At 51.0% G+C, this 26,093-nt stretch carries 22 protein-coding genes; 10 read left to right on the forward strand and 12 right to left on the reverse strand.

Features of this window, described 5'->3' with window-relative positions; genetic code table 11:
• From mraY to leuO, 11 genes are all read right to left on the reverse strand, one after another.
• Positions 1 to 1,083, reverse strand: a complete 1,083-nt coding sequence (mraY, locus tag ABU190_RS14750; RefSeq protein WP_039078364.1) for a phospho-N-acetylmuramoyl-pentapeptide-transferase — start codon at positions 1,081 to 1,083, stop codon at positions 1 to 3.
• Complete coding sequence (gene murF / locus ABU190_RS14755; protein ID WP_354691701.1) at positions 1,077 to 2,435, reverse strand: UDP-N-acetylmuramoyl-tripeptide--D-alanyl-D-alanine ligase; 1,359 nt, start codon at positions 2,433 to 2,435, stop codon at positions 1,077 to 1,079. The genes mraY and murF overlap by 7 nt, the downstream gene beginning before the upstream one ends.
• Positions 2,432 to 3,919, reverse strand: a complete 1,488-nt coding sequence (murE, locus tag ABU190_RS14760; RefSeq protein ID WP_354691702.1) for a UDP-N-acetylmuramoyl-L-alanyl-D-glutamate--2,6-diaminopimelate ligase — start codon at positions 3,917 to 3,919, stop codon at positions 2,432 to 2,434. Before murE ends, murF begins: the two co-directional genes overlap by 4 nt.
• Positions 3,906 to 5,675: a peptidoglycan glycosyltransferase FtsI gene (locus ABU190_RS14765; protein ID WP_296413770.1), complete on the reverse strand. Its 1,770-nt coding sequence runs from the start codon at positions 5,673 to 5,675 to the stop codon at positions 3,906 to 3,908. The genes murE and ABU190_RS14765 overlap by 14 nt, the downstream gene beginning before the upstream one ends.
• Before the next feature lie 15 nt (positions 5,676 to 5,690).
• Complete coding sequence (gene ftsL, locus ABU190_RS14770; protein WP_039078360.1) at positions 5,691 to 6,056, reverse strand: cell division protein FtsL; 366 nt, start codon at positions 6,054 to 6,056, stop codon at positions 5,691 to 5,693.
• Entirely contained in the window at positions 6,053 to 6,994 is a 942-nt protein-coding gene (gene rsmH, locus ABU190_RS14775) for a 16S rRNA (cytosine(1402)-N(4))-methyltransferase RsmH (RefSeq protein ID WP_039078470.1), read from the reverse strand. Before rsmH ends, ftsL begins: the two co-directional genes overlap by 4 nt.
• Positions 6,995 to 6,996: 2 nt before the next feature.
• Positions 6,997 to 7,455, reverse strand: coding sequence for a division/cell wall cluster transcriptional repressor MraZ (gene mraZ / locus ABU190_RS14780; protein WP_039078359.1), 459 nt, complete (start codon positions 7,453 to 7,455; stop codon positions 6,997 to 6,999).
• A gap of 607 nt (positions 7,456 to 8,062) precedes the next feature.
• Complete coding sequence (cra, locus tag ABU190_RS14785; RefSeq protein WP_085005538.1) at positions 8,063 to 9,067, reverse strand: catabolite repressor/activator; 1,005 nt, start codon at positions 9,065 to 9,067, stop codon at positions 8,063 to 8,065.
• A gap of 182 nt (positions 9,068 to 9,249) precedes the next feature.
• Positions 9,250 to 9,741, reverse strand: a complete 492-nt coding sequence (ilvN, locus tag ABU190_RS14790; protein WP_047371832.1) for an acetolactate synthase small subunit — start codon at positions 9,739 to 9,741, stop codon at positions 9,250 to 9,252.
• Between the two features lie 2 nt (positions 9,742 to 9,743).
• Complete coding sequence (gene ilvI, locus ABU190_RS14795; protein ID WP_354691703.1) at positions 9,744 to 11,468, reverse strand: acetolactate synthase 3 large subunit; 1,725 nt, start codon at positions 11,466 to 11,468, stop codon at positions 9,744 to 9,746.
• 385 nt (positions 11,469 to 11,853) lie between these two features.
• Positions 11,854 to 12,798: a transcriptional regulator LeuO gene (gene leuO / locus ABU190_RS14800; protein WP_354691704.1), complete on the reverse strand. Its 945-nt coding sequence runs from the start codon at positions 12,796 to 12,798 to the stop codon at positions 11,854 to 11,856.
• Positions 12,799 to 13,424: 626 nt separating this feature from the next.
• On the opposite strand from leuO, the gene leuL reads away from it, so the two are divergent.
• From leuL to aroD, 9 genes are all read left to right on the forward strand, one after another.
• Positions 13,425 to 13,511, forward strand: coding sequence for a leu operon leader peptide (leuL, locus tag ABU190_RS14805; protein WP_103244949.1), 87 nt, complete (start codon positions 13,425 to 13,427; stop codon positions 13,509 to 13,511).
• Positions 13,512 to 13,602: 91 nt separating this feature from the next.
• The gene (leuA, locus tag ABU190_RS14810) at positions 13,603 to 15,174 is read left to right on the forward strand and encodes a 2-isopropylmalate synthase (protein WP_354691705.1); all 1,572 of its coding nucleotides are present in this window, start codon (positions 13,603 to 13,605) and stop codon (positions 15,172 to 15,174) included.
• The gene (leuB, locus tag ABU190_RS14815) at positions 15,174 to 16,265 is read left to right on the forward strand and encodes a 3-isopropylmalate dehydrogenase (protein ID WP_039078353.1); all 1,092 of its coding nucleotides are present in this window, start codon (positions 15,174 to 15,176) and stop codon (positions 16,263 to 16,265) included. The genes leuA and leuB overlap by 1 nt, the downstream gene beginning before the upstream one ends.
• Positions 16,266 to 16,267: 2 nt before the next feature.
• Positions 16,268 to 17,665 (forward strand): 3-isopropylmalate dehydratase large subunit, encoded by a 1,398-nt coding sequence (gene leuC, locus ABU190_RS14820; RefSeq protein WP_039078352.1) that lies wholly within the window; start codon positions 16,268 to 16,270, stop codon positions 17,663 to 17,665.
• A gap of 11 nt (positions 17,666 to 17,676) precedes the next feature.
• Positions 17,677 to 18,282: a 3-isopropylmalate dehydratase small subunit gene (gene leuD, locus ABU190_RS14825; RefSeq protein WP_039078351.1), complete on the forward strand. Its 606-nt coding sequence runs from the start codon at positions 17,677 to 17,679 to the stop codon at positions 18,280 to 18,282.
• Positions 18,283 to 18,679: 397 nt separating this feature from the next.
• Positions 18,680 to 20,713, forward strand: coding sequence for an FAD-dependent oxidoreductase (locus ABU190_RS14830; protein ID WP_354691706.1), 2,034 nt, complete (start codon positions 18,680 to 18,682; stop codon positions 20,711 to 20,713).
• A 10-nt stretch (positions 20,714 to 20,723) separates the two neighbouring features.
• A complete protein-coding gene (locus ABU190_RS14835) occupies positions 20,724 to 21,587 on the forward strand; it encodes a shikimate dehydrogenase (protein ID WP_039078349.1) in 864 nt (287 codons plus the stop codon).
• 11 nt (positions 21,588 to 21,598) lie between these two features.
• Positions 21,599 to 22,810: an MFS transporter gene (locus ABU190_RS14840; protein WP_296414358.1), complete on the forward strand. Its 1,212-nt coding sequence runs from the start codon at positions 21,599 to 21,601 to the stop codon at positions 22,808 to 22,810.
• Positions 22,811 to 22,840: 30 nt separating this feature from the next.
• Entirely contained in the window at positions 22,841 to 23,596 is a 756-nt protein-coding gene (aroD, locus tag ABU190_RS14845) for a type I 3-dehydroquinate dehydratase (RefSeq protein WP_354691707.1), read from the forward strand.
• Positions 23,597 to 23,633: 37 nt separating this feature from the next.
• Here the strand turns inward: aroD and ABU190_RS14850 are convergent, their stop codons facing one another.
• Positions 23,634 to 24,530, reverse strand: a complete 897-nt coding sequence (locus tag ABU190_RS14850; protein ID WP_354691708.1) for a LysR substrate-binding domain-containing protein — start codon at positions 24,528 to 24,530, stop codon at positions 23,634 to 23,636.
• 228 nt (positions 24,531 to 24,758) lie between these two features.
• Between ABU190_RS14850 and ABU190_RS14855 the strand changes: the two genes are divergently transcribed.
• On the forward strand, positions 24,759 to 26,069 hold the full coding sequence (locus ABU190_RS14855) for an MFS transporter (protein ID WP_039078346.1): 1,311 nt from the start codon (positions 24,759 to 24,761) through the stop codon (positions 26,067 to 26,069).
• The last annotated feature ends 24 nt before the right edge of the window (positions 26,070 to 26,093 follow it).

The following is a 26,093-nucleotide window of genomic DNA, read 5'->3' on the forward strand; positions in this document are numbered from 1 at the left end:
TTAACGTACCTTGAGCGTTGCCAGACCAATCAGGACCAGCATCAGCGAAATAATCCAGAAGCGCACAATAACGCGCGGTTCCGGCCAGCCTTTCAGTTCATAGTGATGGTGAATCGGCGCCATACGGAAAATACGCTGACCACGCAATTTGAACGACCCAACCTGCAAAATCACAGACAGGGTTTCGACGACGAAGACGCCGCCCATAATGACCAACAGGAATTCCTGACGCAGCAGCACGGCGATAATGCCCAGTGCGCCGCCTAACGCCAGCGAGCCCACATCCCCCATAAAGACCTGAGCCGGATAGGTGTTAAACCACAGAAATCCCAGCCCAGCGCCGACAATTGCCGTACAGACGATAACCAGCTCGCCCGCATGACGCAGATACGGAATGTGCAGATAACTGGCAAAGTTCATGTTACCTGTCGCCCAGGCCACTAACGCAAAACCCGCCGCCACAAACACGGTGGGCATAATCGCCAGACCATCCAGGCCGTCAGTCAGGTTGACCGCGTTACCTGTTCCCACAATCACGAAATAAGCCAGCAGGATGTAGAAAATGCCCAATTGCGGCATAACATCTTTAAAGAACGGCACCACCAGTTGCGTAGCGGGCGTATCGTTGCCCGCAAGGTACAATGCAAAGGCGACGCCCAGGGCAATCACCGACATCCAGAAATATTTCCAGCGCGCAATCAGGCCTTTCGTGTCTTTGCGCACCACTTTGCGGTAATCATCGACAAAACCAATAATGCCGTAGCCAACCAGGACAACCAGAACGCACCAGACGTATGGATTGGACGGGTAAGCCCACAGCAGCACAGAAACCACGATCGCTGTCAGAATCATGATGCCGCCCATGGTCGGCGTACCGCGTTTACTGAAATGCGACTCAGGACCATCGTTACGCACGACCTGGCCAAAAGAGAGTTTTTGCAGACGGGCAATCATGCGCGGCCCCATCCATAAAGAGATGAAGAGCGCAGTCAGCAGGCTGACGATGGCGCGAAACGTCAAATAGGAGAAGACGTTAAAGCCAGAATAATATTTGACCAAATGTTCGGCCAGCCAAACTAACATGCCCTTTTCTCCTGTAATGCGCGTGCGACCTCTTCCATGGCGGCACTACGTGAACCTTTCACCAAAATGGTAATAATTTGCTTCTCGGCAATCAGCGCCTCTAAACGCGCAATCATTGCCGCCTTATCATCAAAATGCTCGCCGACGCCACTGGTATCACTGATGGCTTTACTGAGCTTGCCAACGCTTAACACATGATCGATACCAACAGCTTTTGTCGTTTCACCCACCTGAATGTGACACGCCTCGCTTTCATCACCCAATTCCGCCATGTCACCGACCACCATGACCCGATAGCCTGGCATTTCAGCTAACACATGCGCTGCCGCCGTCATCGACCCCACGTTCGCGTTGTAGCTGTCGTCCAGCAGTAATTGGTTTTCTCCAAGTTGCACCGGGAAAAGACGCCCCGGAACAGCTTTCAAATTTGCCAGACCTTTTTTCACTGCGTCATGCGGTGCCCCTACCGCCATCGCCAGCGCGGTTGCGGCCAGCGCATTCGCGATATTGTGGCGCCCAGGTAATGGCAACGTGACATCAATACCGCCCGTTGGGGTTTGCAGCGTAAATTCAGTACCGTGGGAGGTCACATGAATATTGGTCGCGGTAAAATCGCTGTTGGCGGCATTTGGCGAGAAACGCCAGACTTTGCGATCGCCAATGATGTTCTGCCAGTTCAGCCAGTCATTGTTATCGGCATTCATAATGGCGATGCCGTTGACAGGCAGGCCGGTATAAATCTCGCCCTTGGCTTTTGCCACCCCGGCCAGAGAGCCAAACCCTTCAAGATGCGCTGCCGCAAGATTGTTAACCAGCGCCGCTTCCGGGCGTGTCAGCGACACAGTCCAGGCAATTTCTCCCTGGTGATTAGCGCCAAGTTCAATCACTGCGTACTGATGTTCATTTGTCAGGCGCAACAGAGTCATCGGCACACCGATGTCATTGTTCAGGTTCCCGGCGGTATAGAGCGTATTGCCACATTCGCTGAGAATAGCGGCCGTCATCTCTTTCACCGAAGTTTTGCCAGATGAGCCGGTCAGCGCCACAACACGAGCGGGAACCTGCTGGCGAACCCAGGCTGCCAGTTCGCCAAAGGCGAGACGGGTATCCTTCACCACCAGTTGCGGCAGGTCGATATCCAGTTTGCGACTGACTAACAGCGCGCCAGCACCGCCCTCTTTTGCTTTATCAGCGAAATCGTGGGCATCGAAACGTTCGCCTTTCAGCGCCACAAACAGGCAACCAGAGGTCAGCTTGCGGGTGTCCGTAGTGACCGCCTCAATGGTTGCGTCTGCACCATGCAGTTCGCCATGCAAAATGCCGCTGAGCTGGCTAAGCGCTACGCTAATCATGCGATGACTCCCAACAGACGCGCCGCGGTTACACGGTCTGAATAATCGAGACGGTGGCTACCGACAATCTGATAATCTTCGTGACCTTTACCTGCGAGCAGAACAACGTCATTTTCTTTCGCTTGCATGATCGTGTTGGTAACCGCTTCTGCGCGGCCTTCCATCACATGTGCGCGGCCCGGATCGAGCATGCCCGCCAGAATATCGTCGATGATGGCGCGCGGCTCTTCGGTACGCGGATTGTCATCTGTCACGACCGGAATATCAGCGAACTGTTCAGCTATTGCGCCCATCAACGGACGTTTGCCTTTATCGCGATCGCCACCGCAGCCAAATACACACCACAGATTTCCGGTGCAGTGCAGTCGTGCGGCCTGCAGCGCTTTTTCCAGCGCATCGGGGGTATGGGCATAATCCACCACCACGGTCGGTTTGCCCGGCGCGCTGAACACTTCCATACGCCCGCATACCGGCTGCAGTCGTGCGCCAGTATTGATTAAATCGGCCAGCGGATAGCCCAGCGCCAGCAGTGTCGAGAGCGCCAGCAGCAGGTTGCTGACGTTAAAAGCGCCCATCAGACGGCTTTCAATCTCGCCCTCGCCCCAGGAGGAGGCAAAGTGGATAGTCGCGCCACTGTCGTGGTACACCACCTCGGTTGCTTTCAGCCAGCGGCCATGGCAATTCGGGTTGATATGGTCTTCCATCGACACGGCGACCGCATCAGGCAGTTTTGCTAACCAACGGCGTCCGACTTCATCATCCGCATTGACGATGGCCTGGCCGAAGTGGTGAGCAGAAAACAGCAGCCATTTAGCCGCTTCGTAATTGGCCATGTCACCGTGATAGTCCAGATGATCGCGGCTCAGGTTCGTGAAGACAGACGCGGCGAATTTCAACGCCGCCACGCGGTGTTGAACCAGCCCATGAGAGGAGACTTCCATCGCGGCGAAAGTTGCGCCTTGCTGAGCAAGGCTTGCAATCACATGCTGTACGTCAACGGCGGAACCGGTGGTATTTTCCGATGGGATAACTTTGCCCAACAGACCATTCCCCACCGTGCCCATTACCGCGCTGGTTTCGCCAAGCAATTGGCTCCATTGCGCCAGCAATTGCGTAGTCGTGGTTTTACCGTTAGTGCCGGTCACACCAATCAGACGCAGTTGCTCAGAAGGCTCGTTATAAAAACGCCCCGCAAGCGCAGAAAGACGCTCATTTAACTGGCTCAGATAGATAACCGGAACGCCGTGCATCTCGCGAATTTCGCCGTCAGTAGCCTCATCTTTCGCCTCGGCAATAATGGCAGCCACACCTTGCGCAATCGCCTGCGGGATATATCGACGCCCGTCCGCCTGATGACCCACTACTGCCACAAAAAGATCACCCGACGCCGCTACCCGGCTGTCGAGTGTCATTTCTCGCAGTGCTCGCTCCGGCGCACCTGGCACCCACGGAGCAAGAAGGTCGCGCAAATTACGATCTGCCACCTGTCCCCTCGCCTTGATTAATTACGAATTCATTCTTATCGCCCGTTGTCAGTGCATCCGGCTCGATGTTCATGGTGCGTAAAACACCGCCCATGATGGCACCAAACACCGGCGCAGAAACGGCGCCACCGTAGTATTTACCTGCTTGTGGATCGTTAATAACGACCACCAGCGCAAAGCGTGGATTACTGGCGGGCGCAACACCCGCGGTATAAGCAATGTATTTGTTGATGTAGCGGCCATCCGGCCCCACCTTCTTCGCCGTACCGGTCTTAATTGCGATGCGATAGCCTTTAATCGCCGCTTTCACACCGCCACCGCCAGGCAGGGCCACGCTCTCCATCATATGTACGACATTACGTACGATAGACTCATTGAAGATGCGTTCGCCCGGAACAGGTGGATCAACTTTGGTTATCGACAGCGGACGGTACACACCGTAGCTGCCAATGGTTGCATAGACTCGCGCCAACTGTAACGGCGTTACCATTAGCCCGTAGCCGAAAGAGAAGGTGGCCCTCTCTATGTCAGACCACCGTTGTTTTTGAGGAAATAAGCCACTGCGTTCTCCGACCAACCCCAAATTGGTCGCCTTTCCCAATCCAAAACGTGAGTAAGTATCTACTAACGCTGAGGACGGCATCGCTAACGCCAGTTTAGAAACACCAACGTTACTCGACTTCTGTAGTACCCCGGTCAGGGTCAATTCGCTGTAGCGCGCCACGTCTTTGATTTCGTGGCCGTTAATTCGATATGGAATGGTGTTCAACACGGTGTTAGGCGTCACGACGCCACGCTGGAGCGCGGTCATCACTACCATGGGTTTAACCGTTGAACCCGGTTCGAAGACGTCAGTAATCGCGCGGTTACGCATGGTGTCTTTCGCGGTACCGGTAAAATTGTTCGGGTTGTAAGAAGGGCTGTTCGCCATCGCCAGCACTTCACCGGTGCTCACATCCACCAGTACAGCACTGCCCGATTCCGCTTTGTTAAATGCCACCGCATTATTCAGCTCGCGATAGACCAGTGCCTGTAGACGTTCGTCAATGCTCAGCGCAAGGTTATGCGCCGCCTGGCTGTCAGTGGAGGAGATATCCTCAATCACGCGGCCATAACGGTCTTTACGCACAATACGCTCACCCGGCTGACCAGTAAGCCACTTATCAAAGCTTTTCTCGACCCCTTCAATGCCTTCACTGTCGACGTTAGTAAAGCCGATGAGGTGAGCAGTTACTTCGCCCGAAGGATAATAACGGCGGGACTCCTCCCGAAGGTGAATGCCAGGCAGCTTAAGCTTTTTAATGTACTCGCCAAGGTCCGGGTTGACCTGACGCGCCAGATAGATAAAGCGCCCTTTCGGGTTCGCATTAATGCGCGAGGAAAGCTGATCAAGCGGGATGGTCAATGCGTCGGACAGGGCTTTCCAGCGATTATCGAGCGTTACGCCACCGGCATCCTGCACCTCTTTAGGATCGGCCCAAATAGCTTTGACCGGCACACTCACTGCCAGCGGACGTCCGGAACGATCGGTAATCATGCCGCGCGAGGTCGCGACTTCCTGAACGCGCAGCGAGCGCATATCCCCTTCACGCACCAGCATATCGGGGTTTACAATTTGCAAATACGCGACGCGGCCCAGTAAAAAGCCCAGCGCCAGCAAAATGCAGCCGCAAAGCAAGGCAAAACGCCAGCTCACAAAGCTGGCCTGTTCTTCCTGGCGTTTCGGTTTTGGCGTTTTAACCGCTGCGGCTTTCATGCGTCGCGTGGTTCCTTATTTCTGTACAACAATGTTTTCCTGGGACGGATCGACATGCTGCATTTGCAGCTTCTCGGTCGCGATCCGCTCAACCCGGCTATGATCGCCGAGCGCATTCTCTTCAAGGATCAAGTTGCGCCATTCGATATCCAGCGCATCGCGCTCCAGCACGAGTTGTTCACGCTGGGCCGTCAACAGACGGGTATGATGCGAAGTGGTGACAACCGTCACCGCCGTCATGATGATGCAAATGAACAGGCAGAGTGGCAGTTTCCCAAATCGCAAAAGGTCGTCGCCGATCACGCCAGGCAAGGCGTGGCGCTCGTTGCTTCCTAACGACACTTTAACTTTGCTAAGGGTCTCTGACACTCTGCCGATCATGCGTTCGTCCTCTCTGCAATACGCAGAACTGAACTACGGGCACGTGGATTCTCAGCCACTTCTTCTTCGCCCGGCATCAACTTGCCTAGTGCTCGTAACTGACGTCCACCCAGTTTCCTGAGTTGTTCTTCCGTCATCGGTAACCCTGCCGGAACCTGCGGACCGCGGCTTTGTTCACGCATAAAACGTTTTACAATGCGGTCTTCCAGCGAGTGGAAACTGATGATCGAGAGCCGCCCTCCCGGGGCCAATACGTCGATCGAGCTTTTTAGCGCCAGCTCTATCTCCTCCAGTTCACTGTTTACCCAGATGCGCACCGCCTGGAAGGTACGGGTCGCAGGATGTTTGAATTTATCTTTCACCGGTGTCGCTGCCGCAACCACCGCAGCCAGCTCTTTGGTGCGGGTCATCGGTTCTTCACGGTTACGTTCAACGATGGCGCGCGCGATGCGTTTACCAAAGCGCTCTTCACCAAAGGTTTTTATCACCCATGCGATATCGGCTTCATCGGCCGTTCGTAACCACTCCGCAGCAGATTGACCGCGCGTGGGGTCCATACGCATGTCAAGCGGACCGTCGCGCATAAAGGAAAAACCGCGTTCAGCATCATCGAGTTGCGGAGAAGAGACACCAAGATCGAGCAGAATTCCGTCGATCTTACCGGTGAGGCCACGCTCGCTGACATACTCAGCCAGCGCGGAAAAAGGACCATGTACGATGGAAAAGCGGGGATCATCAATGGTTTTTGCGACGGCAATTGCTTCTGGATCACGGTCAATAGCCAGCAGACGTCCTTCCGCTCCCAGTTGGGAGAGGATCAGGCGTGAGTGACCACCGCGGCCAAAAGTGCCATCAATGTAAATGCCATCCGGACGAATGTTCAGGCCATTAACGGCCTCATCCAGTAGCACCGTTGTGTGTTTAAAATTTTCCATCATCATTACAGAGACAAATCCTGCAACCGGTCTGAAAGTATCTCAGTACCCGTTTGCTCAGCGTCGATATCTTCCTTGACCTGTTGATACCAGGTCGTTTCGTCCCACAGTTCAAACTTATTGAACTGTCCGACCAGCATCACTTCTTTCGTCAGCCCGGCGTGTTGCCGCAAAACGGGCGCGATTAATAAGCGCCCTGCGTTATCCATCTGACATTCGCTGGCATGCCCCAACAAGAGACGTTGTACCCGGCGCTCTTGCGGATCCATGCTCGACAGACGCGACAATTTTTGCTCAATAATTTCCCATTCGGGTAAGGGGTAAAGCAGCAGGCAGGTGTGACGGATGTCAATGGTACAAACCATTTGACCGGAAGCTTTCTCCAGCAGCAAATCCCGATAACGGGTCGGCACGGCTAACCGGCCTTTGCTGTCGAGATTGACTAATGTAGCTCCACGGAACATACCAGCCCCACCCCTGAGTGACCTATTTCACCACTTTATCCCACAAATCCCCACCGAAGGAGTTTACGGAGCGGAGGAAAAGCTTGTCAAGCCAGTGCAAAGGCTAACCAGAATAAAAGATCCCTTATTCGCGGTTACATTCCACTTTGGTGAAATACCGCTCAACTAATGAGGCAAATTAACGTCATGAATATTTGTAAGAAAAAAACTGAATATGCATTGGGGCGTTAAAAACCAGTTATTTCATGCGTGCCAAATATAAAGTGTCAGTTTGCGACGCGGGCGGCATTTTAAGACATATTGCAGGCAGATAACAGTGCCAGATAGCGCTTGCGCGCCGCGGAAGCGATAAGAAAAACCGTAGGGTTAAAACCCATAATCAAAAAGCGGTTGTTATTTCAACGATTGCGATGGGAAATGTAACAAAGTAATACAGGAGACACGTTCAGTTACCTCTTAATTACTTTAAAATGTGTCACAGGCGAAATAAGGCAAATTAATTAAATTAACGGCCTTAAAAATAAGGATTTATCTGAATTGGCTATAAAATTAATTATCGCCTTTCATTCGCAACAAAAAGGCAGCAATGACTGCCTTTATTGGATTACTAAACGCGGCTTAATACACCACGACGGTAGAGGTTGCGACGAATACGGCTCAAACCCGCTTTAGGTTTACGCGGCTCGTCCAGACTTGCCAGCACAATTTCCAGCACGCGCTCAGCAACATCACGATGACGCTGTGCCACCGCCAGAACCGGGCATTGCAGGAAGTCCAGCAGTTCATGATCACCAAAAGTAGCAATGGCCAGATCAGACGGTAGCTTACCATCGCGGCGTAGCGTAACGTCCAGCACACCTTGTAGCAGTGCAAAAGAGGTAGTAAACAGCGCCTGCGGCATGGTGTGCGTTTCCAGCCACTTTTCAAATAACTGTGCAGCGGCTTCACGCTCATAGCTATTGGCATAGAGATAATCCACTTCGCGCGGATCGTCCTTCCAGGCCGTACGGAAGCCCTGTTCACGCAGAAAGCTGACAGAAAGCTCAGGTAACGCGCCCAGGTACAGTACTTTTTCCGCCGGGAATTTACGTAATTCCGCCGCCAGCATTTCCGAATCGTCCTGATCAGCGCCAACAACGCTGGTGAAGTGTTCACGATCCAGCGCGCGGTCAAGTGCGACTATTGGAAACGCGTCATTGGCCCAACGCTGATAGAAAGGATGCTCCGGCGGCAACGATGTTGAAACGATTATGGCGTCGACCTGGCGCTGAAGCAGATGTTCAATACAGCGCATTTCGTTATCTGGCTGATCTTCCGAGCAGGCGATAAGTAGTTGATAACCGCGCTGACGCGCCTGACGTTCCAGATAATTCGCAATCCGCGTATAACTGGTGTTCTCCAAATCCGGAATAACCAGCCCAATGGAGCGAGTACGTCCCGCTCGCAACCCAGCCGCCACCGCATTCGGGTGGTAATTATGCTCACGTACGACCGCCATAACTTTCTCGACGGTTTTGTCGCTGACACGATATTGCTTTGCCTTTCCATTAATGACATAGCTTGCCGTGGTACGTGAGACGCCGGCTAGCCGGGCGATTTCATCCAGTTTCACAATTGCCCCTCAAAAAATAAAAGATACTCCATAACCTTTTTAGGGATATAGGTTAAATTCCATAACATCTAAGCGCAGAATAGACACTGCGGCAACCGCTTTTGTGTTTGCTTCCGGCGGATTTCGCAAAAAAAAAGCCTGGCGGATAGCGCCAGGCCAGGAAAATGACGTATGCGTAACACTTAACGCATGATTTTGTCGCCGCGAGATAAACCGACTACGCCAGACCTCGCCACCTCAACGATTTTCGCCACATCGCGAATGGTCGCCAGAAAAGCGTCAAGCTTATCACTGGTGCCGGCGAGCTGAACCGTATAAATAGAAGGCGTGACATCAATGATCTGCCCACGGAAGATCTCCGCGTTGCGTTTGACCTCTTCGCGGCCATACCCGCTGGCCTGGACTTTCACCAGCATAATCTCGCGCTCAACGTAAGCGCCCTGCCCAAGCTCATTTACGCGTAACACATCCACCAGCTTGTGCAGTTGCTTTTCAATTTGCTCCAGTACTTTGGCATCCCCGACCGTCTGAATCGTCATCCGCGAAAGCGTAGGATCATCTGTCGGTGCCACTGTCAGACTTTCAATGTTATAGCCACGCTGGGCAAAAAGACCGATCACGCGCGATAACGCGCCCGATTCATTTTCCAGTAAAACAGACAATATCCGGCGCATAATCAGGTCCTCTCCGTTTTGCTCAACCACATTTCATCCATGCCACCGCCACGGATCTGCATCGGATAAACATGTTCACTTCCGTCGACGGTCACATCGACAAAGACCAGGCGGTTATTTTTAACCTGCTCAAGTGCCTCAATCAGCTTCGCTTCCAGCTCGTCCGGACGGGTTATATTGATCCCTACATGGCCGTAAGCTTCGGCTACGCGTGCAAAATCGGGTAACGACTGCATATACGATTGTGAATGACGACCCGAATAGATCATATCCTGCCACTGCTTCACCATCCCCAGATAACGGTTGTTCAGGTTCAGTACCAGCACCGGAAGCTCATATTGCATTGCGGTAGACAATTCCTGAATATTCATCTGGATACTGCCGTCGCCCGTAACGCAGATAACCGTTTCATCCGGGTGCGCCATTTTCACACCCAGCGCGGCTGGCAGACCAAAGCCCATCGTGCCCAGACCGCCAGAGTTTATCCAGCGACGCGGTTTATCAAAACGGTAATAGAGCGCCGCAAACATCTGGTGCTGGCCAACATCCGAAGTGACGTAGGCGTCACCCTTCGTTAAGCGCCAGATCGTTTCGATCACCGCCTGCGGTTTGATCTTCTCACTTTGCGTGTCGTATTTTAGGCACTGGCGGGCACGCCATTGCTCAATCTGCAACCACCAATCGCGAATATCGTCCAGGGGTTGCTGAAACTCTTCTTGCCCCAATAACTCCAGCATCTGCTCGAGCACCAGCCGGGCATCCCCAACAATCGGCACATCCGCCTGTACGGTCTTCGAAATCGATGTCGGGTCAATATCAATATGCAGAACCGTGGCATTCGGGCAGTACTTCGCCAGATTGTTGGTTGTACGGTCATCAAAGCGCACCCCAACGGCAAAGATCACATCCGAATGATGCATGGTCATGTTGGCTTCGTAGGTACCGTGCATACCCAACATACCCAACGCCTGACGATGCGATGCCGGAAACGCCCCCAGCCCCATGAGCGAGGAGACCACAGGAAGATTCAATTTCTCTGCCAGCGTACGCAGTTGCGGTTCGCAAGCAGACGTGATCGCACCACCGCCCACATAGACAACGGGATGTTTCGCCGCTACCAGCGTTTGCAAAGCGCGTTTGATTTGCCCTTTATGACCGTGAGTTGTCGGGTTATAGGAGCGCATACTCACCGAATCCGGCCATACATAAGGAAGTTTATTCGCAGGATTGAGAATATCTTTCGGTAAATCGACGACGACCGGGCCAGGCCGACCGCTGGAAGCAAGCCAGAATGCTTTTTTCAGCACGCCAGGAATGTCTTCGGTCTGTTTTACCAGGAAACTATGTTTTACCACCGGGCGGGATATCCCCACCATGTCACATTCCTGGAAAGCATCATAGCCGATGAGGGAGGTCGCAACCTGCCCTGAAAGAACAACCAAAGGAATCGAGTCCATATAGGCTGTTGCAATCCCGGTGATCGCATTCGTGGCTCCCGGCCCGGAAGTGACGAGCACAACACCAACTTCACCGGTCGCCCTTGCCAGACCATCAGCCATATGCACAGCAGCCTGCTCGTGGCGCACCAGGACATGATCGATTCCACCGACTGTATGTAGCGCATCGTAAATATCGAGGACCGCGCCCCCAGGATAACCGAATACTTGCTTCACGCCCTGATCGATAAGCGATCGAACGACCATCTCGGCTCCAGACAACATCTCCATGGTTTGCCTCCAGGCTTGGGTTTGGCGACTGACGACAGAACGCATTTCCGTCTTGTCGCTCTGTTCAGTACAGGAAGTCCCTGCATTCTGATTATGAATGGCAGTTACCATAACCGCTGAAAATCTGGCAGGCAATTAGCAAACGATTCACCTCACCTTGCCCCAAAAGAGGAAAAATAAGGTTAACAGGCGGGAATTGGTGAAATTGTCTGTAATAAGCAAAGACGATGACAATTCGTCATTCGAATCACTTCCTGCTCAGTAATTCATGCATTTTTACGGCGCGATTTGATGCGCCAGAAAAATTTCTCAGCATAAAATTTCGCGCCAGGATGGCCAAACAGAAGAAATCAGCCATCGGCCCCCCATAACATTGGCTGCTTTTTTAACGGCGACAAACTGAGACCAGTAACTCTTCCATCCACTGGTGGCCTTTATCCCGTCCCGCCGCTTCATGCCATGAAAGATAACAGGTACGGCTATTCAGTTTTAACGGTAAAGGTAAAACGTGGAGTTCTAATTTTCCGGCAAACTCTTCGGCTAACCAACGCGGGGCAATTGCCACAAGTTGCGTTTGAGAAACCACATTGAGCACACTCGTCAATGCCATTCCCTGATAAGCAACACAGGTTTGTTTATCCGTCGTGTCATACCACGGTTGGCTAAAAGATGCATAACGATCCAGCGCAACGACTGCGTGCTGTTCACAATAAATATCACTTTCACGAAGTGGCCCATTAATACGTGGATGTTTTTTACTGGCTACCAGAACCATCTCATCCTTAAACAACGGCACGCATGAGAATTCTGGTCGACGAAATTCATCGTAGCCAATGACAAATTCTATTTCCTGGTAACGAAGTTGGTGCTCTGTATTTTGATTTAATGATGATTTAAAGGCCAGATGAATATTCGGTGCAACCTCATTCACGCTATTGTAGATGACAGAAGTGAGGAAGTTATCGAGCGGACTGCACACACAGAGATTAAAAACGCGCTCGCTGGTCACGGGTTCAAAGCCCGATCCCGGCAGCTCATTTTGCACAAGTTGTAACGCCTGCCTAACCGAGCCAAACAATTGGAAGGCGCGTGCCGTAGGCTGTATTCCTCGACCATAGCGCACAAAGAGCTCGTCGTTAAACATCACCTTAAGCCTGGCCAGGGCATTACTCACCGCCGGTTGCGACATTCCCAAAGAATGAGCCGCCCGCGTGATATTTTGTTCCTGCATTACCGCATCAAAAATAGTTAACAAATTAAGATCAACTTTACGCAGTTGCGGTTTCGTTACCTCACTAATATGAGTACTTTCAACTTTTTCTTCTGACATGTCCTTCTCCGATATCATGCTAAATTCCATTTATCCCGGCAGCAATAACCTTAAGAAATATGATTTATCACGCATATAAGATAAGGAAAAGAGGAATCCAGCAAAATAGGAATATATAAAGATAATTTAATGCCGGGATTTTTCACTCTCCCTAAAAAGCATCAAATCATATTTTCCCGCACAAATGAAACGGCAGACCAGAATCAAAACATAAATAGCGTGAATGTACAATACAACCTCAGTAAGCAATAAATGCTATCCGACAGAAATATTTCAATATTGCCAACAATGTAATTTAACTTAATTTTATCATTTCTTCGCATTGATTAAGAAAAACAATAACCCCAACAAATTAATCATGACTAATCATCAGGATAGCAAGCCCCTATAAATAATGTAAAAATATAACTAACTGCAAAGAAATGTTCATGAAAGGCACAAACAACGTCAAGTATGAAATAGCACTAATACCTTATTTTGCGTTTTCATTGAATTACAGCACGATTAACTAAAATAAAACCCACTGACAAACCCGTTTTCACACCCTTTTACGGAGTCAGGTGTTGACTTTGTTTTCTGGATCCAGTACCACTAATGGCATATCGCATTCATCTGGAGCATGGTTAATGATTCGCAATGTTCGCTTCCTCGGTCTACTACTACTAAACGCATCCCATGTGCGCGGTAGACCGGTGGGCGACACTCAGCGTTGAGTCATCCTCCAGTTACACTAAGAACCCGCGCCTTGGCGCGGGTTTTTTTATGCTCGTAGCAAGGCGACCGAAGAGAGATAAGGACCAAACCATGAGCCAGCAAGTCGTTATTTTTGATACAACCTTACGTGATGGTGAACAGGCATTACAGGCAAGCCTGAGTGTGAAAGAGAAGCTGCAGATCGCTCTGGCGCTGGAACGTATGGGTGTTGACGTCATGGAGGTCGGCTTTCCGGTCTCTTCTCCGGGTGATTTCGAATCCGTACAGACTATCGCCCGTCAGGTTAAAAACAGCCGTGTTTGTGCGCTGGCACGCTGTGTCGAGAAGGATATTGATGTAGCGGCTGAGTCACTGAAAGTTGCCGAAGCATTCCGCATCCATACTTTTATTGCCACCTCCCCCATGCACATCGCTACTAAGCTGCACAGCACGCTGGACGAAGTGATTGAACGCGCCATTTATATGATTAAGCGCGCCCGTAATTACACCGACGACGTTGAATTCTCTTGCGAAGACGCAGGCCGTACTCCGATTGCTGACCTGGCGCGTGTGGTTGAAGCCGCCATCAACGCGGGTGCGAAAACCATTAATATTCCGGACACCGTTGGCTACACCATGCCGTTCGAATTCGCCAATATCATCACCGGCCTGTATGAACACGTGCCAAATATCGACAAAGCCATTATCTCCGTTCATACCCACGATGATTTAGGTCTGGCTGTCGGCAACGCTATTGCTGCTGTCCATGCTGGCGCACGCCAGGTTGAAGGGGCGATGAACGGCATCGGTGAGCGCGCAGGAAACTGTTCGCTGGAAGAGGTCATCATGGCCATCAAAGTGCGCAAAGACATCATGAATGTGCACACCGGCATTAATCATCACGAAATCTGGCGTACCAGCCAGACAGTTAGCCAGATTTGCAACATGCCAATCCCGGCGAACAAAGCCATTGTCGGCACCGGTGCCTTTGCTCACTCCTCCGGTATCCACCAGGATGGCGTGCTGAAAAACCGTGAAAACTACGAAATCATGACCCCGGAATCCATCGGTCTGAACCAGGTACAGTTGAACCTGACGTCCCGCTCTGGCCGCGCGGCGGTGAAACATCGTATGGAAGAGATGGGCTACAAAGATACCGACTACAACATGGATCACCTGTACGACGCGTTCCTGAAACTGGCAGACAAAAAAGGCCAGGTCTTCGATTACGATCTGGAAGCGCTGGCGTTCATCAATAAACAGCAGGAAGAGCCGGAACATTTCCGTCTGGATTATTTTAGCGTGCAGTCCGGCTCCAGCGATATCGCTACCGCCTCCGTGAAGCTGGCCTGTGGCGAAGAAACGAAAGCCGAAGCCGCCAACGGCAACGGCCCGGTAGACGCTGTTTATCAGGCGATTAACCGCATCACCGGTTATGACATTGAGCTGGTTAAATATGATCTCAATGCCAAAGGTCAGGGTAAAGACGCGCTGGGTCAGGTGGATATCGTCGTCACTTACAACGGGCGTCGTTTCCATGGTGTGGGTCTGGCAACTGATATCGTGGAATCCTCTGCCAAAGCGATGGTACACGTGCTGAACAACATCTGGCGCGCCGCAGAAGTCGAAAAAGAATTGCAACGCAAAGCTCAAAATAAAGAAAACAACAAGGAAACCGTGTGATGTCGAAGAATTACCATATTGCCGTGTTGCCGGGTGACGGCATTGGCCCCGAAGTCATGGCGCAAGCCTTAAAAGTACTGGACGCCGTTCGTAGCCGTTTCGAAATGCGTATTACCACCAGCCACTATGATGTGGGCGGCATCGCAATTGACCGCCATGGCAATCCGCTGCCGCAGGCAACCGTGGAAGGCTGCGAGCAGGCAGACGCTATCCTGTTTGGCTCCGTAGGCGGTCCGAAATGGGAAAATCTGCCGCCAGCACAGCAACCGGAGCGTGGTGCTCTGTTGCCGCTGCGCAAACATTTCAAATTATTCAGCAACCTGCGTCCGGCTAAACTGTACCAGGGGCTGGAAGAGTTCTGCCCGCTGCGTGCCGATATCTCCGCTAACGGCTTTGACATTCTCTGCGTGCGCGAGCTGACGGGTGGTATTTACTTCGGTCAGCCAAAAGGCCGTGAAGGCAGCGGGCAGCACGAGAAAGCGTTTGATACCGAGGTCTATCACCGTTTTGAGATTGAACGTATTGCGCGTATCGCGTTTGAATCTGCGCGTAAACGCCGTAAAAAAGTGCATTCTATTGATAAAGCGAACGTGCTGCAGACCTCTCTGCTGTGGCGTGAAATCGTCAACGAAGTGGCACAGGAATACCCGGACGTCGAGCTGGCGCATATGTATATCGACAACGCCACCATGCAGTTAATTAAAGACCCGTCCCAGTTTGACGTGTTGCTGTGTTCCAACCTGTTCGGCGACATCCTCTCTGATGAGTGTGCGATGATCACGGGTTCCATGGGCATGCTGCCGTCTGCCAGCCTGAACGAACAAGGTTTTGGTCTGTACGAACCGGCTGGCGGCTCTGCGCCAGATATCGCGGGCAAAAATATTGCGAACCCGATAGCCCAAATTCTTTCTCTCGCACTGCTGTTGCGTTACAGCCTTGATGCCGACGACGCGGCAACCGCCATTGAAAGCGCCATCAACCGCGCATTAGAAGAAGGTGTGCGTACCGGTGATTTAGCCCGTGGCGCCGCAGCTGTTAGTACCGATGAGATGGGTGACATCATCGCCCGTTATATCGCAGAAGGGGTGTAATCATGGCCAGGACATTGTACGAAAAATTGTTTGATGCGCACGTTGTGTACGAAGCGCCAAACGAAACCCCATTGTTGTATATCGACCGCCATCTGGTGCACGAAGTCACTTCACCACAGGCGTTTGACGGCCTGCGCGCGCATAACCGCCCGGTGCGTCAGCCGGGCAAGACCTTTGCAACCATGGATCATAACGTTTCCACGCAGACCAAAGACATCAATGCCTCCGGTGAGATGGCGCGTATTCAGATGCAGGAACTGATCAAGAACTGCAAAGAGTTCGGCGTTGAATTGTATGACCTGAACCACCCATATCAGGGTATCGTGCACGTGATGGGGCCGGAACAGGGTGTCACCCTGCCAGGCATGACCATCGTCTGCGGCGACTCCCACACCGCCACCCACGGCGCGTTTGGTGCCCTGGCGTTCGGGATCGGCACCTCCGAAGTGGAGCACGTGCTGGCGACGCAGACCCTGAAACAGGGTCGCGCAAAGACCATGAAAATTGAAGTGAAAGGCAAAGCGTCAGCAGGTATTACTGCTAAAGATATTGTACTGGCGATTATCGGCAAAACCGGCAGCGCTGGCGGCACCGGGCACGTAGTCGAATTCTGTGGCGAGGCGATTCAGGCGCTGAGCATGGAAGGCCGTATGACCCTGTGCAATATGGCTATCGAAATGGGTGCCAAAGCGGGTCTGGTCGCGCCGGATGAAACCACCTTCAACTATGTGAAAGGTCGTTTGCATGCGCCGAAAGGCAAAGACTATGACGATGCGGTGGAGTACTGGAAGACGCTGAAAACCGACGACGGTGCGACGTTCGATACAGTTGTGACGCTGCAAGCCGAAGAGATTGCCCCGCAGGTCACCTGGGGGACTAACCCGGGTCAGGTCATCTCCGTTAATGACATCATTCCGGACCCGGCCTCCTTCGCCGATCCGGTTGAGCGTGCCTCAGCAGAGAAAGCGCTGGCCTATATGGGCCTGCAGCCAGGTGTACCTCTGACCTCCGTCGCCATTGATAAAGTCTTTATCGGCTCCTGCACCAACTCACGTATTGAAGATTTACGCGCCGCAGCAGAGGTTGCCAAAGGGCGCAAAGTTGCACCGGGCGTACAGGCGCTGGTGGTTCCAGGCTCTGGCCCGGTGAAAGCGCAGGCCGAAGCCGAAGGGCTGGACAAGATCTTTATTGAAGCCGGTTTCGAATGGCGTTTACCAGGCTGCTCTATGTGCCTGGCAATGAACAATGACCGTCTGAACCCAGGTGAACGTTGCGCATCCACCAGTAACCGTAACTTTGAAGGTCGTCAGGGGCGCGGTGGTCGTACGCACCTGGTCAGTCCGGCAATGGCAGCCGCGGCTGCGGTTACCGGTCATTTCGCTGATATTCGCAGCTTGTAAAGGAGATAATCATGGCAGAGAAATATACACAGCACACAGGCCTGGTTGTCCCACTGGATGCCGCCAATGTCGATACCGACGCCATCATTCCAAAACAGTTTTTGCAGAAGGTCACGCGTACTGGCTTTGGCGCACATCTGTTTAATGACTGGCGGTTCCTGGATGATAAAGGGGAAGTTCCGAACCCGGAATTCGTCCTGAACTTCCCGGAATATAAAGGCGCCTCTATTTTGCTGGCGCGTGAAAACTTCGGTTGCGGCTCATCACGCGAACATGCGCCCTGGGCATTAACCGACTACGGCTTTAGAACCGTTATCGCCCCAAGCTTCGCAGACATTTTCTACGGCAACAGCTTCAATAATCAGTTGCTGCCTGTGAAACTGAGCGATGAAGAAGTGGACGAACTGTTCAAACTGGTCCAGGCCAATCCGGGCATCTCGTTCGAGGTGGATCTCGAGGCGCAGGTAGTGAAAGCCGGGGGGAAATCGTACCCGTTTGTTATTGATGCGTTCCGCCGCCACTGCATGCTGAACGGTCTCGACAGTATTGGCCTGACTCTACAGCATGAAGATGCCATCTCCAGCTACGAAAACAAGCAGCCCGCGTTTATGAATTAAACCTCTCTGCTGCTCTGGTGCCCGGTTTTTCACCGGGCCTTTCACGTTTTATTTTGTGATTATCATCACAAAAACCATCACTTCTTTCTATCATATGCACAGATATTTGAACTTTTAAAATTTAATTATCTACTGTATCGCTCTTATTCTGTGCATTTCTTCTCTCTTTTTGTATAAACCCGGCAACACAAGTAAAAATACAGCTCAATTATTTAATATAAGAATACAAGCATGTGAAAAAACGGTTAATTGCATAGAAAGACACTATGGTTTCATGCAAAAAAAAGCATTATTTTTCCTCTTCCCCCCTCGTTATCTTTCCCACAGAAACATTTTAACTTTGGATATATCAGGGCCTCCGCATGTCGGCCTCCTGGATTTCCCGTGGAGAGAGCAAATGAGCCACTACCAACACCTTTTCACCCCGCTAACCATTAACGGGATGACGATAAAAAACCGGATCATCATGCCGCCAATGGGCACCAACCTGGCAAGCCTGAACGGTGAAGTCTCTCAGGAACAGTTGGAGTACTATGAACTGCGTGCAAAAGGGGGCACAGGCTTAATTACGATTGAGAATATTTGTATCGACTTCCCGTTCGCCTCAAATGGCACAACGCAGCTGCGTATCGATAACGATCAATATATCCCTGGGCTATTCAAATTAACTGAGACGCTGCATAAACACGGAGCCTGTGTCTCTATTCAGCTAAATCATGCGGGTGCTTCTGCTTATGCTTATCGCCTGAATGGCGAACAACCGCTCTCCTCTTCGAATATACCGTCGAAAAAGAACGGTAATATTCCTCGCCCCATGACACATGACGAAATATATCATGCGGTTAATAAATTCGGTGAAGCTGCAGAACGTGTAAAACGTGCGGGTTTTGATAGTGTGGAAATTCACGCAGGCCACTCTTATTTAATAAGCCAGTTCTTATCACCACTGTTTAATAAACGTACCGATGAATTTGGCGGCTCCCCGGAAAACCGCGCCAGAATATTAACGCTGGTGGTTGATAAAGTGCGCGCCAGCGTCGGTCCTCGCTTCCCGATTAGCCTGCGTTTCAGTGCCGATGATTTCCTTAAGGGCGGCAACACGCTGGTGGATACACTACGTATGCTGGCACTTTGCCAGGATAAGGTCGACATTCTCAATGTTTCCGCCGCGCAAAACGACAACCTGAATCTGCAAATTGATCAGATGTCACTGGAAGATGGCTGGAAGCGTTATCTCTCCCGCGCCGTACGCGATAAGTTTAATAAACCGACTGTTATTGCTGGCAATATTCGCTCACCGAAAGTGGCCGAAGACATTATCGCAACGGGCGATGCAGACCTGATTGCTATCGGCCGTGGCCTGATTGCCGAACCGGAATGGGTGCAAAAGGTCCAGAGCGGCAATGAACGCCTGATGCGCAAATGCATCTCCTGCAATATCGGCTGCGCCGACCACCGTATCGCGCGCTCTCGTCCGCTGCGTTGCTCCATCAATCCGGACATTATCCATGGCGACGCTTATAAACTGCGCAGGGTAAATCGCGACACCCGTGTTGTGGTTATCGGTGCGGGAACCGCAGGTATGGAAGCCGCATGCACCGCCGCAGAAGTCGGTTGCCATACCTGGTTGCTGGAAAAGAAAAACAGCCTCGGCGGACTGGCCTCTGAAATCTCGCGCCTGCCGGAGAAAAAGCGTATCGCCGACTTCCCGCAATTTATGAAAAATCGGATGGCCGGTTTAGACAATTTAATGCTGCAGGTTGGTCAGCAGGCCACTGTTGAGCATATTGCCGGGCTACGGCCGAACCTGATTGTCAACGCCACGGGCTCAACACCGCTGCTGCCGCCGATTAACGGACTGAAAGAGTGCATTGACGTTGAGGGCGGCCGCGTCTTCTCCATTATCGGCATGATTCAGCACCTGGAGCAATTTGCGAATGTTCAAGGAAAACGCATCGCCGTTGTCGGCGGCGGTGCTGTTGGCCTGGATGTTATCGAATATTTCTCTGCACGCGGTGCAAGTACCGTGCTGATTGAGATGCAAGAAGGTCCAGGACGCGATCTGGATATCATTACCAAAAATGCCATGTTGACCATGCTGGATGAGCACCACGTGGAACAGCACATGCAGACACAACTCATCGCCGTTCACCCCACACACTTTAGCGTCAAGAAAGCTGATCACGCTTGCGACATTCCTTTTGACTACGGCTTTGTGTGCCTGGGAATGCGCGCCAACACCAGCGGTCTCAATGAAATTGAGCAATGGGCCAGAGCCAATAACGTAAAAATAATGAACATCGGCGACAGCCTGATGGCCCGGCGAATCATTGATGGCGTGCGCGAAGGGCGCAACGTGCTGGACACCCTGGAGGATATGGGTGCTCTGGGCAACCGCGAATCAACCAAAATTCCACTTCTAACATATTAAGGACTTTATCATGGCTGAACGTATTACGGGTCACACTGAGCTGATTGGACTGATAGCAACGCCGATTCGCCATAGCATGTCGCCGACAATGCATAACGAAGCCTTTGCGCATCTGGGTCTGGATTATGTCTACCTGGCATTTGAAGTAGACAACCAGGAGCTGAAAGATGTTGTACAGGGTTTCCGGGCGCTTAAACTGCGCGGGTTTAACGTCTCCATGCCGAACAAAACTGCCATTTGCCAATACCTGGACAAACTTTCCCCGGCGGCAGAACTGGTCGGTGCGGTGAATACCGTGGTTAATGACAATGGCGTACTGACGGGTCATATCACCGACGGTACCGGTTATATGCGCGCACTAGCTGAAGAAGGTATTGATATCATCGGCAAGAAAATGACGGTCCTGGGTGCGGGTGGTGCGGCAACGGCACTCTGCGTTCAGGCGGCACTGGATGGCGTAAAAGCGATCTCCATTTTCAACCAGAAAGACAAATTTTTCGCCAATGCGGAGCAAACTGTCGCCAAGATCCGCAATAACACTAACTGTGAAATTCATCTGTACGATCTGGCCGATCACGACAAACTGCGTCAGGAAATCGATAGCAGTGTGATCCTCACCAACGCTACCGGTGTGGGTATGAAACCGTTTGAAGGCCAGATGCTGCTGCCGAACGACAGCTTCCTGCGCCCTGACCTGATCGTCTCTGACGTGATTTATAACCCGCGCAAAACCCACCTGTTGCAAGTGGCTGAGAAGAAAGGCTGCCGCACGCTCAACGGTCTGGGAATGATGCTCTGGCAAGGGGCGAAAGCCTTTGAAATCTGGACAGGTAAAGAAATGCCGGTCGATTACGTCAAAAATATCCTTTTTTAAGGGTAAACATGATGAAAAATAAATATGTCCCAACCGCGGCCGGGCTGTACCTCAACTATTTGATCCATGGCATGGGGGTACTATTAATTACCCTCAACATGGCGAATTTACAGGAACAGTGGGGAACAGACAGAGCCGGCGTTTCGATTGTTATTTCGTCCTTAGGTATCGGCAAACTCGCCACCATCGTGACGGGTTTTCTGTCCGATCGCTACGGGCGTAAGCCTTTTATCTATCTGGGTATTTTGAGCTATTTGCTATTTTTCTTAGGCATTTTGCTGACCAAAAATATCTATGTTGCCTATTTCTTTGGCATCCTGGCTGGCCTGGCGAACAGCTTCCTCGACTCCGGGACCTACCCGGCGCTGATGGAATCTTTCCCGAACTCAGCAAGCCGTGCGAATGTGTTAATCAAAGCGTTTGTCTCGGCCGGGCAATTCCTGCTGCCCTTCATTATTAGCCTGTTGATTTGGGCAAACCTGTGGTTTGGCTGGTCATTTATCATTGCGGCTGTGTTGATGGTGATTAGCGCCATCTATTTGATAAAAATGCCCTTTCCTGACAACGGGGCCAAAAAAGAGACCGCAGAGAAACCTGGCGCAGCGACAACACGGCAGTCAGATGCCGGTACCATGGATATGCTGGTGTTCACGCTGTATGGCTATATTGGTATGGCGACCTTTTACCTGGTCAGTCAGTGGCTGGCGCAGTACGGTCAGTTCGTTGCGGGTATTCCCTACGAATCAGCAATCAAGTTACTGAGTATCTACACGGCGGGCTCGTTGACCTGTGTGTTTGTCACCGCGACCTTTGTGAAAAACGTCATTAACTCTGCCGTTGCGATGATTCTCTACACCGGCATCTCGATGATTTCGTTGTTGATTGTTTGCATGTTCCCGACGCCGATGATTGTCACCGGTTTTGCTTTCGTGATCGGTTTCTCAGCCGCAGGCGGGGTATTACAGTTGGGTGCAACCATCATGGCAATGAGTTTCCCGCAAGGGAAAGGTAAAGCCACCGGGATCTTCTACACCGCAGGCAGTATTGCCAGCTTCACGATCCCGTTGATCACGGCGAAACTGTCCAAAATCAGCATCGCCAGCATTATGTGGTTTGATTTGATTATCGCCATAATCGGCTTTGTGATTGCGCTGTACATCGGTTATCGTCAGTTTCAGGCTCGCGCTGCCCAAAAAACGGTCCGCGCAACCGCCACAGCCTGACGGTTCGGCGAGAATATTATGGATACCAACATGACTAATGCAGTAACGGTTAAAAACATCACCTTTCAGGAAGGGAGCACGCTTATCTGTGTGCCGCTGATCGGCAAAACGCTCGACGAACTGAAAGCAAATGCACGTACTCTGGCCACAGCAGGTGTCGATCTTATCGAATGGCGTGTCGACCACTTTACGCAAGTCCGCGAACCGCAGCTTGTGCAACAGGCGCTCAGCGACATTCGTCAGATTCTGGCTGATATTCCGCTATTGTTTACCTTCCGCAGCAAAAAAGAAGGCGGCGAAACAGAAATCAGCGATGAGGCCTATTTCGAGCTTAATCGTCAGGCAGCCATCAGCGGTCTGGCCGATCTTATTGATATTGAGCTGTTCAACGATGAAGCGCATATTCGTGCAGTAATCGATGCGGCCCATGGCGCCGGTGTCAAAGTCATCATGAGTAATCATGATTTCCACAAAACACCCGCCCAGGAAGATATCATCTATCGTCTTCGCCGCATGCAGGAGCTGGGCGCAGATCTGCCGAAGATCGCGGTTATGCCGCAAACGCCGCAGGATGTACTGACACTGCTCTCTGCCACGCTGACCATGAAAGAGAAATATGCGACACGCCCCATTATTACCATGTCGATGGCAAAAATGGGGGGCGTCAGTCGTGTAACGGGTCGCCTGTTTGGTTCAGCAATGACGTTCGGTACCGTAGGCCAGGCCTCGGCACCAGGGCAAATCGCCATCAAAGAACTGCGTGAAATGATGGATATTCTGTACTAAAACAAGAAAACCCGGAGCCTGTCTCCGGGTTTTCTTGTTAGCGTTTTTGCTGGCTGTCATCAATGATAAAGTTTCTAAAGGATTGAATCGCTGGTGAAAGCACGCGATCTTTCATAGTCGCCAGATAGATATAACGCGGCGGGATCTTATTTTTAATCGCCAGAATATGGACGTTATAATACGAGAGCGCAGAAATTCTTGGCATGATCGCAATACCGTAATCAATACTGACCAGCCCCGCCATCGCCGTATCCTCATCAACATAACAGGCAATATCAGGTACCAGTTTTTGCTGCATAAAGACATTATCAATAAACGGACGTAAGCCGCTGTTCTCCGAAAAGTAAACATACGGGTAATGAATCGTCTCCACAAGGTCCACTTCATGTTGATACAAGCGGGCCAGTGGATGATCCTTCGCAGTGACGACGACCAATTCCTGCTGAATAATAGGGATAAAATCAATATCCGGTTCATCCGGGATATATGAGCAAATCGTTAAGTCGCTCTTGCCAGCTTTCAGCTCCTGCAATAAAGTCAGTGACGTCCCCTGAGTAAAGGAAAAGGTCACATTATGTCGGGCAGGAAGTATAGAATATTTGTGAATTAGCTGCGGGACAACATATTCACCCATTGTATATATAAAGGCAATGCGAATATTCTCCTTATTTTCCAGGCCACTTTTCTGCAAGGTCATTCGGCCATTTTCCAGCGACGTTAGCGCATCTTCGACATAGGGAAGAAAGCGTTTTCCATTTTGCGTAATTTCGACATTTCGACCTTTTCTGGCAAACAAGGAGACGCCCAATTCCTTCTCCAGCTCAGAGATAGCGTGGCTTAGGGAGGGTTGAGTGATGAAGAGACTGGAGGCCGCCTCAGTGTAGTGCTCCGTTTCCGATAATCGCTTAAAATAATAAAGTTGCTTTAGGTTCATTATTTTTGACCGTATAATATAAGATTGATATTGCATTCAATATAGCACAGCAGCGGTCATCCCCTGTCGGTAAAACATGAATTCTTGGGCAATATCAAATATTCATATGATGCGGTGAATAATATGTTAAGCGTTAGTTTATAGCGTGAAAATAAAGAGCAGGAAGATAAAGTATTTCTGCATATTAAGGAATATGCAAAAATATTTTAAATATTAAAGGAAACTACTATGAGGACAAGTATCAGCCAGGAAAGTGCTGTGCCTTTAGCAGGCCAACAAAAGCGAACCAAAGCGAGAATTGTAATTTTATTGTTATTATCTATCGGTACGATGATCAATTATCTGGATCGGACTATCTTAGGCATTGTCGCTCCGGCACTCAGCAATGAGATCCATATTGATCCCGCCATGATGGGTATTGTGTTCTCGGCCTTTGCCTGGACCTACGCGCTGGCACAAATCCCTGGAGGCATGTTTTTAGATCGCTTCGGAAACAAAATAACCTACGCCCTTTCTATCTTTTTCTGGTCGGCTTTTACCTTACTGCAAAGTTTTTCAGTGGGCTTAAAATCTCTACTGCTATTTCGTTTAGGCCTGGGGATCAGTGAAGCCCCCTGTTTCCCGGTTAACAGTCGCGTCGTAGGAACATGGTTTCCACAGCATGAACGCGCCCGGGCAACGGCAACATATACCGTTGGAGAATATATTGGCCTGGCCGCTTTCTCGCCGATTTTATTTTTAATCCTTGAGCACCACGGTTGGAGAACATTATTTTTCATCACCGGCGCACTCGGCATCGCCTTTACGTTTGTATGGTGGAAATTTTATAAAGAGCCCCACGAATCAACAACGGCAAATAAAGAAGAGCTGGAATACATTGGCGTCGGTAATAAAGAAAAAGGGAGTGAAAACATCCCTTTTAACTGGCCGGATGCCAAAAAACTGCTGTGTTGCCGACAGGTCATTGGCGCCAGCTTAGGGCAATTTGCAGGTAACACCACGCTGGTGTTCTTTCTGACATGGTTTCCCACTTATCTTGCCCACGAGCGGCATCTCCCGTGGTTGCACGTCGGTTTTTTTGCGACCTGGCCGTTTCTCTCGGCGGCGGTAGGTATCATTTTTGGCGGATGGATTTCAGATAAATTATTGAAGAAAACCGCATCGGTAAATATCAGCAGGAAGCTGCCGATCATCTCCGGCCTGCTGCTCTCTAGTTGTATTATCACAGCGAACTGGGTATCGAATAACACGCTGGTGATTGTGATTATGTCGATTGCCTTTTTCGGCCAGGGCATGGTCGGACTAGGCTGGACGTTAATTTCCGATATTGCGCCGAAAAATATGGCGGGGCTGACAGGTGGGATCTTTAACTTCTGCGCTAATATGGCGTCCATTATTACGCCGCTGATCATAGGGTTTATTATTTCAGGTACCGGGAATTTCTTCTACGCGCTTATCTATATTGGCCTGACGGCACTCATTGGCGTTGTCGCTTATATTTTTATCATTGGCGATATCAAACGTATTGTACTGAAATAACCCACTGCTCCCGGCAACAGTCAG

The sequence above is a fragment of the Phytobacter sp. RSE-02 genome (assembly GCF_040578655.1).
Taxonomy (GTDB): Bacteria; Pseudomonadota; Gammaproteobacteria; order Enterobacterales; family Enterobacteriaceae; genus Phytobacter; species Phytobacter diazotrophicus.